At 65.4% G+C, this 12265-nt stretch carries 11 protein-coding genes; 4 read left to right on the top strand and 7 right to left on the bottom strand.

Annotation, left to right across the window (positions count from 1 at the left end; translation table 11 throughout):
* Positions 1 to 77 precede the first annotated feature (77 nt).
* The 5 genes from G432_RS17130 to G432_RS17150 all read right to left on the bottom strand — a co-directional run bounded on the left by G432_RS17130 (position 78) and on the right by G432_RS17150 (position 6969).
* Entirely contained in the window at positions 78 to 1151 is a 1074-nt protein-coding gene (locus tag G432_RS17130; protein WP_236626808.1) for a LysR family transcriptional regulator, read from the bottom strand.
* A complete protein-coding gene (locus tag G432_RS17135) occupies positions 1141 to 2331 on the bottom strand; it encodes an amidohydrolase family protein (RefSeq protein WP_015460083.1) in 1191 nt (396 codons plus the stop codon). Before G432_RS17135 ends, G432_RS17130 begins: the two co-directional genes overlap by 11 nt.
* Positions 2332 to 2455: 124 nt before the next feature.
* A complete protein-coding gene (locus G432_RS17140) occupies positions 2456 to 3721 on the bottom strand; it encodes an MFS transporter (RefSeq protein ID WP_015460084.1) in 1266 nt (421 codons plus the stop codon).
* A 26-nt stretch (positions 3722 to 3747) separates the two neighbouring features.
* A complete protein-coding gene (locus tag G432_RS17145) occupies positions 3748 to 6048 on the bottom strand; it encodes a TonB-dependent receptor (protein ID WP_015460085.1) in 2301 nt (766 codons plus the stop codon).
* A gap of 354 nt (positions 6049 to 6402) precedes the next feature.
* Positions 6403 to 6969: a helix-turn-helix domain-containing protein gene (locus G432_RS17150; RefSeq protein WP_015460086.1), complete on the bottom strand. Its 567-nt coding sequence runs from the start codon at positions 6967 to 6969 to the stop codon at positions 6403 to 6405.
* Positions 6970 to 7411: 442 nt separating this feature from the next.
* On the opposite strand from G432_RS17150, the gene G432_RS22190 reads away from it, so the two are divergent.
* Entirely contained in the window at positions 7412 to 7813 is a 402-nt protein-coding gene (locus G432_RS22190; protein WP_051128856.1) for a DUF6456 domain-containing protein, read from the top strand.
* 65 nt (positions 7814 to 7878) lie between these two features.
* Here the strand turns inward: G432_RS22190 and G432_RS17160 are convergent, their stop codons facing one another.
* Together G432_RS17160 and G432_RS17165 are read right to left on the bottom strand one after the other, a co-directional pair.
* Positions 7879 to 8643, bottom strand: coding sequence for a TorF family putative porin (locus tag G432_RS17160; RefSeq protein WP_015460088.1), 765 nt, complete (start codon positions 8641 to 8643; stop codon positions 7879 to 7881).
* 16 nt (positions 8644 to 8659) lie between these two features.
* Positions 8660 to 9091, bottom strand: a complete 432-nt coding sequence (locus G432_RS17165) for a hypothetical protein (RefSeq protein WP_015460089.1) — start codon at positions 9089 to 9091, stop codon at positions 8660 to 8662.
* Positions 9092 to 9294: 203 nt separating this feature from the next.
* On the opposite strand from G432_RS17165, the gene G432_RS17170 reads away from it, so the two are divergent.
* Genes G432_RS17170 through G432_RS17180 form a run of 3 tightly spaced genes read left to right on the top strand, consistent with a single transcriptional unit; the run spans position 9295 to position 12259 of the window.
* Positions 9295 to 9819, top strand: a complete 525-nt coding sequence (locus tag G432_RS17170; protein ID WP_015460090.1) for a GNAT family N-acetyltransferase — start codon at positions 9295 to 9297, stop codon at positions 9817 to 9819.
* A 59-nt stretch (positions 9820 to 9878) separates the two neighbouring features.
* A complete protein-coding gene (locus tag G432_RS17175; RefSeq protein WP_041864974.1) occupies positions 9879 to 11555 on the top strand; it encodes an MFS transporter in 1677 nt (558 codons plus the stop codon).
* A 44-nt stretch (positions 11556 to 11599) separates the two neighbouring features.
* Positions 11600 to 12259, top strand: coding sequence for a glutathione S-transferase family protein (locus tag G432_RS17180; RefSeq protein ID WP_015460092.1), 660 nt, complete (start codon positions 11600 to 11602; stop codon positions 12257 to 12259).
* Positions 12260 to 12265: the final 6 nt, after the last annotated feature.

The following is a 12265-nucleotide window of genomic DNA, read 5'->3' on the forward strand; positions in this document are numbered from 1 at the left end:
ATGCAGAATAACCTTTCATTCCAGCGGGTGAAGATCGCCGGGGGGGAAGCACTGTCCATGTCGGCGGACAATGGCGCCTATCGCCGGTGGATATGTTCACCCAAAGCGGTCATCGCCGGCCGCATCCATGGCCGTAGTTTGCGATGCTCAAAGCTGACGGCAAGGTGATCGATGAATGCGCGGGTGGCAGCGGGTATCATGCCCGGTGAAAACACCGCCCACACTTCCTTGTCGTAAAAGGCCCAGTCCTGGTTGAGCGCAACGAGACGGCCATCCATCAGGTCATCGCGAATGATGCTAATCGGCAGCTGCGCGATTCCCAATCCATGCCGCACGGCCGAGGCGAGCGCGATGCCGCTGTTGCTCTTCCACGTGCCCGAAACCTTCACCCGATTGTTGGGCGCCTGCTTTTCATTGAAATAGAAATAACCGCCCAGATCGGCGAGGCACGCATGCGCCGCCAGATCGGCAGGGCTTTCGGGCCAGCCGTGGCGCGCGATATATTCGGGAGAGGCGCACAGGCAGTATGAGAGATAGCCGAATAAACGCGCCTTGAGCCCGGAATCGATCAGCCTGCCGTATCGGATAACGACATCGAATTGTTCCTGCACGAGATCCGCCTCGCGCAGATAGGCCACGACCTCGAGCGAGATTTCCTGATGCCGGGCGCTGAATTCGGCGACGATCGATGACATGAAGGTGACGCCGAATATGTCGCTCAGCCCCACGCGGAGACGCCCTACCGGGCGTTCCTGGAACTGCGCCATCTGACGTTCCACATCGATGAGAGACGAGCGCATTTCCATGCAGCGCTGGTGGAACAGATCGCCGGCGGCGGTCAGCGACAGGCGCCGTGTCGTGCGGACAAGCAGGCGGGCGCCGACACGCGTCTCAAGTTCGCTCACCATCTTGCTGACGAAGGATTTGGAGACTCCGAGCGCCTCGGCTCCGGCCGTGAAGCTGCCGGTCTCGACGACTGCAAGAAACTCCTCGATGCCGCGCCAAGTCACCTGTCGTGTCCCCTGCAGTGCCGCCTCGAAGGCGGCATTGCGCGGAACGCTATTCCTGTGCGGCACCGGAGGAAACCCGGTTTGGCCGGGATTGTTTACAATAGGGGCCAAATCTGTTGGCCGGTCGCGATCATGCGGCACGCTTGACGAACTGCGCCTTTTGCGGACCGATTTCGGCGGCGAGCTTCCACAGCGCCGCCTTGTCCACGTCGTAGACGTCGAGGGCGTTGCCGGCGAGCATCTTCTGAATATCCGCCTCGGGCAGGCCGCCCAGGCTCAGGCTCATCTTCTGGAGCGTCGCCGGCCAGGTTCCCTCGGGGTGGGGATAGTCAGTGCCCCACATGATCCGGTCGACACCGATCTTGTAATAGGATTCGGTCGTCTCCTCGTCCGGCAGCGCGGAACATCCCACCCAGATATTGCGGGCGAAATACTCGCTCGGCTTCATCGTCAGGTTGGAATTATAATCCCCGAGCTTGCCGCTGGTGTGCTTCACCGAAGCGCGGATATCCATGAGCTCGAGCACCCAGGGAAACCAGAATTCCCCGCCCGCTTCGGTGAAGGCGACCTTGAGGCGAGGATAGAGTTCGAACACGCCGCCGAAGATCATCGTCCACATCGGCCGTGTCAGCCAGAAGGCATATTCGGACAGATAGGTGCCGATCCAGCCTGGCTGGCTGGTGTCATAGGCCGGTGCGCCGCCCGAATGGAAATGAACGGGCATGTCCAGTTCCTGAAGCAGATCCCACATCGGATAATATTTCCGATGGTTATACATCGCATAGCCATCCATGATCGCCGGCAGGAAAACGCCCTTCAGCCCGGCTTGGCGCGCCCACCGGATTTCCTTGAGATTTTCCTCGACGTCATAGAGCGCAGGAATGATGGCGAGGCCGATGCGGCGGACGGGGTCGTCGCGGCAGAAATCGGCCATCCAGCGATTATGCGCGCGGGCGCCTGCCCATTGCAGTTCCGGGGCCACGCCAAACGGGCGCAGGCCGACATCGGCGCCGAAAGGCGGAGCATTACGTTCGGTAATGCCGTCGGGAAACAGCACTTCGGCGGCCACGCCATCTTGATCGAGCACGCGGTTGCGGATGACGGGATCCCATGCGCCTTCCAGCCCGTCGCCTACCTTGGCGCGCCATTTCGTGTTGAAATCGTCGAGCAGGAACAGCTTTTCATGCTCTTCCCGAGCCTTGATCTCCCGCTCGAGGCGCTCGTCGAACTCCGCATGATATTGGCGCTCGAGATAATCGCGATAGCGTTCAGGCGGCAGCCCCGCGTGACCGTCGGACGATATGACGAGGTAGCGGTCCATGACATTCTCCTGCTGACGGCTGCGCGGGATTTCGCTGCTGCTTGCGCGGGGCTTCCCGGCGATTTGATCCTGTCCGATTTATCGCGCCGCACGGCGCCACCACAAGGCAACCACCGCGCACAAACTATCGCTCACAGGAAACGATCGCGTCCGATCGCACCCGGTTTTCGGCCAGCGACGGGCTGGTCCAGCAATAGCCGAGCATTGCCGCCATCAGCCCGCCGAGAACAATGAAGGGGCCGCTTGGCGCGATCTCATAAAGCGCGACGGCCAGGATCGGGGAGATGACGATCGAGGCGCCGGCGATCGACCCGACAGCGCCTGCCACCGCTCCCTGTCCTTCATCCGGCGCGGCAAGCGATGCGCCGGCGGAGAAGCCGGGCCGCGCAAGCCCATAGCCCAGGCTGGTCAGCGCGAAGGCGGTAACAAGGGCGCCATAGCCGGGAAGCATCACGATCAACATGTTGCCGCCGAGCGCGAGCGCGGCGCCCCAGCGGAGCAAGGCCCGGGGCATCATGCCGGCCATGGCTATCAGCCCCCATTGGGCGAGCAGCCCGGCGGCGGCGCCCGTAACCATGGCCAACCCGATCGCACCCTGCGCCTCCATCGGAGGAAGGCCGAGCCGGTCGATGACCTGAAAACCAAGGGTATAGGTGTTGGCGGCCTGAGCCGAACTGACCGTGAAGCCATATAGGAGGAAGGGACGGACGCGCTGGTCGCCCCATATCGAGCCTGTCCTTTCGACGCGGCGGCGGGACAGTTTCGGCGGGCCATCCGCAGGCAGCACGATAGCCGCCAGCAAAAGGATGGCGACGCCGCCCGCGGCGAAGAAGAACATCGGGGCCGACAGCCCCACCGGCGGCAGGATCAGGAATGGTGCGAGCGCTGGGCCTAAGATCGTCCCCAGGCTGAGCGCGCCGCCCAGGGTCGCGATCGCCCTGACCCGGCGCGCGCCTTCGCTATGATCGGCGACATAGGCTTGCGCGGCGGCCGCGGAAGCCGAGCCGAACATGCCGTAGCTGGATCGGATCACGAGAAAGGCCATGAAGATCACGGTCGGCCCGGCAAGCTGGGCCGTCGCGGCGAGGACGACGAGGCCGCAGCCCAGCATCGAGAATATGAACCCGCCAAGACCGACAAGGATGAAAGGCTTGCGTCCCCGTCGATCGGATCGCGCAGCCCAATATGGCGAAAAGATTGCCCACATCAGCGCCGAAAGCGAGAAGATGCTGGCGATCAGGAAGTCCGATATCCCAAGCTGACGGCCGACCGCGGGCATCACCGATATGAGACCCGTATTGCCGATCGCGGTCGCCAGCGTCGTGGCAAAGAGCGCCGCGAACGCCATCCGCGGCAAGCCGTTGGCGCCGGCGATCGCGGTTTCCCTCATCCTTCCGGCGCCCGCCACCAGCGCGTTCAGAACTTGAGGCTGGCCTCGACCCCGAAGCTCTGGGGATCGGCCCACTGCCGAACCGTGAAGAGGCTGAGGTTGATGCCGCTGACCCAATATTTCTCGTCGGTGATGTTCTTGCCCCAAACCGACAGCTCAAGCTCCGTATTGCCGCCGAGCGCAATACCGGCGAGCGAGATCCGTCCATCGAGCACGCCATAGGCCTTGCGCTTGCTGAGCTCGTCGGGCGTGATCGTGCCCCATTGCGCGCTGCGCCAAGAATAGTTCAGGCTGGTGATGAGCTCCATCGAGCCGAGATCGAGCCGATGTTCCCCGCCAAGCAGGAAGTTGTGCTTTGGCGCCAGCGGGATCTTGTAGAGGTCCGTCACGTCCTCACCCGATGGCAGCACGAAATCCTTGTATCGCGCGTCGAGATAGCCATAGCCGAAATTAAGGCTCAGGCTGTCGATCGGGCGTATCTGGCCTTCGATCTCGAAGCCGGTGAATTCGGCCTTCCCGGCATTGATGATGTTGGTGGTGATCACCGCCGGCACGAACACGCCGGCCTGAAAATCCTTGTAGATACTGTGATAGACGGCGGCGTTCACGCTCAACCGGCGATCGAAGAAGGCGCCTTTGGTGCCGAGTTCGAAAGACAGCAGCTTTTCCGGATTGTAAGGCGCGTTGAAGGCCGCATTGTTGGACGCCGTATCGTTGAAGCCGCCGCTTTTGAAGCCGGTCGCGACCCGCCCATAGACGTTCCAGTCGTCCTGCAGCTTGTAGCTGACGTTGAATTCCGGCGTCAGCCGCGACCAGGATCGATCATTCTGGAGAGGAATGAGATCGTCAGGCCCCGGATCCGCGCCGGGCAATGCGCCCGACGGCGGCCCACCGCTGATCGTGATCGGCGTCCCATCGGGGCCACGCTGGAAAACGCCCGAACCGGGGGCCGCCGGATCGGCGGCATAGGCGGTGTAGGAAATGAAACGTTCCCATACGTCCTTGGTGTCCCGCGTCCAGCGCAAGCCGACGGTAAGATCCAGGCGGTCGCCGGCAATGGGGGGCGTCCACGTAAATTGCCCGTAGCCCGCAACGGAATAATTATTGGCCCCGCGCTCGCTCAGATCATATTTATTGCCGCCGAACTGGAAGTTCCAGCGCGGATTATACACGCCATATTTATCCCGCATATAAAAGGCGCCGAGCGTATATTTGATACGATCGGTGCTTCCGATAATCTGAAATTCTTCGCTGAACTGCTGATAATCATTGTTGAGCGTGAAGCGGACCAGATCATTCGGCGTGCCGTCAAAATCGCTGTCGCTCCGGGTTTTGAGCTGCCGCCAGGCGGTGATGGATTTCAGCGTGATATCGCCCAGGCCGGTCGATCCGACGTCAAACTGCGTCGTCAGCGCATGACCCCATACCTTGAAATCGCTGCGGACATTGTTGTCGGCGGAAATCCGGTCCGGGCGATCGGGGTGAATATACGGGCCGATCAGGCCATAGAGGGGTGTCCCGGGAGCGATCGTGCCCGGCGCGCTGATCGCGAGCATCGCGCCGGTGCCGTTGCTGTCGCTGATGTCGAAACCATAAGCCAGCGAGAGCCGATCGCTAGGCTCCCATAGCAGGTCCACGCGTCCCGCCTTGAGCCGTTGCCGGCCGAAATCAGCCGACGGGCCGTCATTCTTGTAGAAACCGTCAAACTGGCGACCGGAATAAGCGAACTTGGCTTTCAGCGTGCCCAACGCGTCATCAGGCGTGCCCATTGTCGGCAGGTCGACGGAGATACGCTGGGTATAGAGATCATATTCGCCCGCGCCCAGCACGAGGCGCCCGCCAAATTCTCCCGAAGGCCGGCGGGTTACCAGGTTCACCGCGCCGCCTATGGTGTTCTTGCCGTACAGGGTGCCTTGCGGGCCGCGCAGCACCTCGATCCGCTCGAGATCGACCGTGTCGAATGCCGCGCCAGTCGACTTCGCGATCGGCACGCCGTCGATATAGAGACCGACGGGCTGATCGCGGCCGAGGCTGGTATCGGACGACGGAGCAAGCCCGCGGATTGAGATGAGGGGGCCGAAGGTGTTGCCGACGGTCTGGTTGATCTGAATGTTGGGAACGAGCGTTTCAATATTGCTGACGGTTGTGACACCGCCGCGCTCGAGCGCTTCGCCGCGCAGCGCGGAGACGGAAATCGGCACGTCGATCAGCCGTTCTTCGCGGCGTTGCGCGGTGACGACAATGTCCGCGATTCCGCTGTTGTCCTCAACAGGCTGATGGGTTTCCTGGGCGGCCGCCGGTGCCGAAATGGCGATGGCACTGTTCATCAGTATAATCAGTCGGACGCGGCGCCTCATATTCCCCTCCCTCATATGAAGTGGGGGACAAGCGCCGCACCGACATGCTCCGGCGCCCGATCTCCCCCATCATGCTGCGATTTTCGCAGTCATTTGCAGATCGAATGCGCAATGCCGGAAGCCTGCTTCAATCGTTGCCAGCATATCCTTGCGGATAGGCCGACCTTCAACAAGAGCGTGAAGATGACCAGACTGTTTCCGATGGAGAACAATTAATGCGATCCGCGAGGGGAAGCCGCAACCGCCCTGTCGGTGGCGCGCCCGCCCGTATAGGGCGGGTTGGCCAGCCCCAACGGCCGGCGCCCGTCGATCGGCGTCCGCCGGCTACGCCAATATCCTGACGAGGCGGGTGGCGATGGCGATCCAGGCGGGATTGGTGACGACCTGCTGGCGGGAACCTGCGCCGGGGGGGAGCAGGAGCAGGCGATCCTCCTCCGCGCCGATGAGCCGGCCGAAGGCGAAGCGGCCGGCCGGGCGGGGAACCAGCACGTCGCGGTTGAGGGCGCGGGCGAAGCCATCCGGCGCAACGCGCTCGCACCATATCTCGTCGCCGGAGCGATAATCGCCGATCGAGCTTTCGACGAGCAACGCGACCGCGCCTGCCGTCGGCGCGGGGGGCGTGAGGCTGAGCGGCCGCGCTGGAGCATGCGCGCCATCGGCGCCGATCATCGCCAGCACCGGCAGGTCGATGCGATCGGGCAGGCGGACCAGATCGGCCGCGTCCACGCCGAGCGCCGCCGCGATGCGATTGAGCCAGCCAACCGAGACGGTGCGGGTTCCGGTTTCGAGCCGGCCGATCGTCTGAGCCGTAGTGGGCGGCACGCAGCGATCGGCCACATCCTGGAGGGTAAGGCCCTTGGCCCGGCGGACGTCGCGGATACATGTAATCATGGTGCATAACCCATATGGTTCATTGCTTTCCTACAGCATTACCCATGTGGCAATCAACTGCCTTGTCGAAGCAAGGAGGAACAGCATGGCAGCGATTGGGGCCCATGGCAGGCGGATCATGGCGGCGCTGGAGGAAGGGCGCCCCGCGAAGCGGCATGGCGATGGTTGGCGGGTGGGCGTGCTGGACGCGCCCGACAGCCTGATCGACATGCTGGCCCGCGCCGACCTGGTGACGGTGGCAGGCAGGGCGCTACGGCTGACGGCGGCGGGGCAGGGATTCACAGCCAGGATCGCCCGGCCCGATCGCGCCAACCGGCTGATCGTGGAGCGGCCTGTGCCTGCGGCGGAATCGAGCGGCGGCCGGGGTGGTGGAGCTGACGGAGCGCGGAGACGCGATGGCACGGGCGGGAATGAGTGTGGGCCGGCGCGGCCCGCGCGGAGCGTGGCGGTGAATGCGGGGGAATCGCCGCTGGGATGGCTGCTGTCGCGCGGACTGCTGACCCGGCGTCAGTTCGGCGCTGGGGAGAGGCTGCGTGCGGACTGGGAGATGGCGGGGCTTTCGCCGCGCGTGACGATGCGCTGGGATGCGGCCCCGGTGGCGCGGGGCGGGAGGGGGCCGGACGCGCCCTTGGACCCGACGCTGGCGCAGATCGCGGCGAAACGCCGGTTCGACGGGGCGATTGCCGCAGCAGGGCCGGGGCTGGCCGATATCTGCTGGCGGGTCGTGTGCGGGGGCGAGGGGCTGGAGGGCGCGGAGCGGGCATTGGGCTGGCCGAGGCGCGCGGGCAAGCTGGTGCTGCTGATGGCGCTGGACCGGGTGGCGGATTTCTATGGCGTGCGATGAAGCGGAGGCACGAAGGCCGGGCTGGATTGGGCGCCCGCGTGCGATGCTTGAACGGGCGCAGCCCCTTACAGGCTGAGCCGCGCGCGGGCGAGCAGCCTAGAGCCGGTGTTGCGATCGAGATAGCGGGTGGGGGTGCTTTCGGCCGGCCTGTCGATCGAGGTGGTGGTGAAAGCGAGGCCGAGGGTGATCGGGCCGCTGACATGGTCCACGCCGAAGCGATAATCCCAATAGCTGCCGGAGGGGCGCAGGCGGACGGCGCGATCGGGGCGGGTGACGTCTCCGCTCGACCGGCCGATGCCGGCGGTGAGGGTGAAGGGGGTTCCGGGCAGGACGACGAGGCCGCGCGCGGCGAGATGGAGATTGTCGCCGCCGATCGCCGCTTGCGAGGGGGCATAAGCGGCGAGCATATCGAACTGGGCCGGGCCGATCAGCAGGCCGGCCCCGGCTTCGACCTCGACATAATCGAGCCGGCCTTCGCCGGGGAAGATATGGCCGATGACCGTGGCGGTCAGGCGCCATGGCCCGGCATCGTGGCGATAGCCGAGATCGAGATCCAGGCCGGCGTCGGCGCCGCCATGACGGCTGCTGCCGCGCAACGTGCCGATCGCGGCGCCGGCTTCCAGCCTGTCGCCCAGCGGAAGGCGCAGAGCGGCCTCGGCTGCGGCTTTGCCATCGCTCCAGCTCAAGCCGCGGCGGCGCTGATCGGTGACGATTTCAGCCGAGAATTGCGGCCCGGCGAATGCCTGCGCCTGCGCGGACGAGACGGCGGCAACGGCCGAAGCCGCGCCGGCCAGCGCGAGCGCCAGCGGCGCGGCCCTGCAATGGAGCATCGTTCAGTTGAGGACGTCAGTTGAGGGCGAGCGTGCGGGCGGCGTCGATATCCGCAAGCAGGGTCGGCCGATCGGCTTCCGCCGTGGCGCGCAGATGTTCGCGCACGCGTTCGATCTTGCCGTCCAGCTCCGCCATGATCGCCTTGCGGCCGGCCATGCAGGTGCCGGGGCGCTGGCCGCTGATTTCCTTCACTTCCGGCAGCGTGCGGTTGAGGCTGGCGCCCGAGGCCGAATGGACCTGGCGGATGACGGTGACGCTGGCCTTCCAGCGGCAGCGTTCCGAGCTGGGGCGCGGCGGTGGGGTGGTGCCCACCGTCTTCATGCGGGTGACGACCTCAGCATCATAGGTGACGGCAACCGGCTTGCCGGCATGTTCGACAGTGACCTGATGGGTAATGGGAGCGTCGAGACTCATCGTATAAGCGACTGCGAGCCAGAGAATGTTCACGTGGTGCCTCCAGACATTGACCGGAGCGAGCGCCTCCCCTGTTCGGCCGTCCCTTGGATGGGATCTCGTTGCCGGGCGGCTCCGAAGAGCGAGCAATGGAGAAGGCTTTAGGCGGGTGAGGATTTCCCGCTTGTTTCCGGCGGATGGTTTTTTGTGGCGGTTGGCCTTCCCTCCATCGCCGGCTTCGCTTTATCAGGCGCGGAATGATCGATCTTTCGCTGCTGACCATCCGGCCCGCCCGTCCCGATGACCTCGCCATGCTGCACCCCGTGATCGAGCGGGCCTATCGCGGGGATGCCGCGCGTGGCGGGTGGACGCACGAGGCGGACCTGCTGGAAGGCGAGCGCACCGACCGGGCGACGCTGGAGGCGATCCTTGCGGCGCCGGGCGAGCGGCTGCTGGTTGCCGAAGCCGGCGGCGCGATGCTCGGTTGTGTGCAGATCACCGACAAGGGTGACGGCACCGCCTATCTCGGGTTGCTCTGTGTCGATCCGCTGCGGCAGGCGGGTGGGCTGGGCAAGCGGCTGATGGCCGAGGCGGAGGCGCAGGCACGGGCCTTGTTCGGCGTTGCGCGGATCGAGATGACCGTGATCGACAGCCGGGCCGAGCTGATCGCCTTCTACGAACGGCGCGGCTATCGCGTGACGGGCGAGACGCGGCCCTTTCCGGTCGCGGTGGAGCCGCCGCTACGCTTCGCCGTGCTGGTGAAGTCGCTGGACGGCGAGTGAGCGACAAAATCGCCAGTTAGGGGGTGGCCCAAACCGCGGAATTGACGCATCGAAGGGGCATGGCCGGCCCTTTCGCATCCACCGCCGATTCCCCGCCACCGCCTTCGCCGCTGACCATATCGATCTTCCGCGCGGTATGGATCGCCAGCATGGCATCCAATTTCGGCGGGTTGATCCAGTCCGTCGGCGCATCCTGGCTGATGACCACCATCGCCCATTCGCCGACGCTGGTGGCGCTGGTGCAATCGTCCACCACCCTGCCGATCATGCTGCTTTCGCTGTGGGCGGGGGCGGTGGCGGACAATCTGGACCGGCGGATCGTGATGCTGTGCGCCCAGGGCTTCATGCTGCTGGTGTCGCTGACGCTTTCGATCTGCGCGTGGATGGGCGTGCTGACGCCCTGGCTGCTGCTGACCTTCACCTTCCTGATCGGGTGCGGGACGGCGCTGAACGGGCCGGCGTGGCAGGCATCGGTGGGCGATATGGTGCCGCGGCCGGTGCTGCCGAGCGCGGTGGCCTATAACAGCATGGGGTTCAACATCGCGCGGAGTGTTGGACCGGCGATTGGCGGGCTGATCGTGGCGGCGGCGGGGCCGGCGGCGGCGTTTGCGGTGAATGCCGTTAGTTATCTGGGACTTATTGTTGTCCTGACGCGCTGGCACCCGGTGCGGCCGCCGCGCATGCTGCCGCGCGAGACGCTGGGGACGGCGATGGCGGCGGGGGTGCGCTACGTCGCCATGTCCCCCACGATCCGGGTGGTGCTGCTGCGCGCGGGGCTGTTCGGCATCGCCGCGAGCGCGGTGCCGGCGCTGATGCCGCTGGTGGCGCGCGACCTGGTGACGGGCGGACCGCTGGTCTACGGCGTGCTGCTGGGCGCGTTCGGCCTGGGCGCGGTGGCGGGCGCGCTGAGCAGCGGACGGCTGCGGCAGCGCTTTTCGACCGAGACGATCGTGCGCGCGGCGACGCTGGCGCTGACGATCGGCGCGATCGTGGCGGGCATGAGCCACATCACGCTGGTGACGGTGGCGGCGCTGGCGCTGGCCGGCGCGGGCTGGGTGCTGGCGCTATCCACCTTCAACGTATCGGTGCAGATGGCCGCCCCCCGCTGGGTGGTGGCGCGCGCGCTGGCGCTTTACCAGATGGCGGCATTCGGCGGCATGGCGATGGGCGCCTGGCTGTTCGGCGAAGTGGCCGACGACCATGGCGTGCGCGTGGCGCTGATCGCCGCCGGGCTGGCGCAGGGCATCGGCCTGATCGTGGGCCTGCGCCTGAAGCTGCCGCAGGCGGATTTCATGAACCTGGACCCGGCGGGCCAATGGACGGTGCCGGAAACGGCGGTGGCGGTGCAGCCATCGAGCGGGCCGATCGTGATCAGCATCGAATATCATATCGACCCGGTGGACGTGATCGAGTTCCTGGCGGCGATGAACGAGCGGCGGCGCATCCGCATCCGCGACGGCGCGCGGCACTGGACGCTGCTGCGCGACCTGGGCGACCCGCGACTGTGGATCGAGCGATACAATGTGCCGACCTGGCTGGACTATATCCGCCATCAGGAACGGCGCACCCAGGCGGATGCCGAGAATTTCGAGCGCATCCGCGCGCTCCACCGCGGGGACGACAAGCCGGTGATCCACCGCATGATCGAACGGCAGACCGGATCGCTGCCCTGGACCCGCGCGCCCGGCGCCCGCGAGATGGCCGATCCGATGACCGATCCCACGCGTTCCAGCTAGCGTGGCCAGCCAGGGTGGGATGACGAGAAGAGAGAGGCGCGCCGATGATCGTTTATGGAAGTTCCATGTCGCCTTATGTGCGCAAGGTATTGGCCTTTGCCGCCGAGAAGGGGCTGGATTTCGAGCTGAAATCGCTGGGCTTGCAGGCGGATGACCCGGATTTCCGCGCGGCGAGCCCCTTCGGGCTGATGCCGGCATTCCGCGACGGGGATTTTCGCCTGTCCGATTCCACCGCCATCGTAACCTATATGGAGGCCATCAAGCCCGATCCGGCGCTGATCCCTGCCGAGCCCAGGGCGCGGGCGATGACGATCTGGTGGGACGAGATCGCTGATACGAAGTTCGTGCCGTGCATGGCCAAGATGTTCTTCAACCGCATCGTCTGCCCGCTGTTCCTGAAGCAGGAGGGCGACCTGGCCGAGGCGGACCGGGCCGAGCGCGAGGATTTGCCCAAGCTGCTGGATTTCCTGGAGCCGCGCGTGCCGGAATCGGGATATCTGGTGGAGGACCGGATGACGCTGGCGGATATCGCGATCGTCCAGCCTTTCGCCAATTTCGGCCATGTGGGCGCGGGCGTGGATGCCGCGCGCCACCCCAGGGTGGCGGCCTATGTGGCGGGGATACAGGCGCGGCCTTCGATCGCGCCGTGGATCGAACGGGAACGGGCGTTCTTCGCCAAGGTCGGTTACGAACCAAATAGGTAAAAAATG

Source organism: Sphingomonas sp. MM-1, from assembly GCF_000347675.2.
GTDB classification, from domain to species: Bacteria; Pseudomonadota; Alphaproteobacteria; order Sphingomonadales; family Sphingomonadaceae; genus Sphingomonas_E; species Sphingomonas_E fennica.

Excerpts from the sequence above, each read along its gene's own strand:
- G432_RS17135 (WP_015460083.1), bottom strand. The coding sequence starts at position 2,331 with ATGGACCGCTACCTCGTCATATCGTCCGACGGTCACGCGGGGCTGCCG.
- G432_RS17140 (WP_015460084.1), bottom strand. The coding sequence starts at position 3,721 with ATGAGGGAAACCGCGATCGCCGGCGCCAACGGCTTGCCGCGGATGGCG.
- G432_RS17145 (WP_015460085.1), bottom strand. The coding sequence starts at position 6,048 with ATGAACAGTGCCATCGCCATTTCGGCACCGGCGGCCGCCCAGGAAACC.
- G432_RS17150 (WP_015460086.1), bottom strand. The coding sequence starts at position 6,969 with ATGATTACATGTATCCGCGACGTCCGCCGGGCCAAGGGCCTTACCCTC.
- G432_RS17160 (WP_015460088.1), bottom strand. The coding sequence starts at position 8,643 with ATGCTCCATTGCAGGGCCGCGCCGCTGGCGCTCGCGCTGGCCGGCGCG.
- G432_RS17170 (WP_015460090.1), top strand. The coding sequence starts at position 9,295 with ATGATCGATCTTTCGCTGCTGACCATCCGGCCCGCCCGTCCCGATGAC.
- G432_RS17175 (WP_041864974.1), top strand. The coding sequence starts at position 9,879 with ATGGCCGGCCCTTTCGCATCCACCGCCGATTCCCCGCCACCGCCTTCG.
- G432_RS17180 (WP_015460092.1), top strand. The coding sequence starts at position 11,600 with ATGATCGTTTATGGAAGTTCCATGTCGCCTTATGTGCGCAAGGTATTG.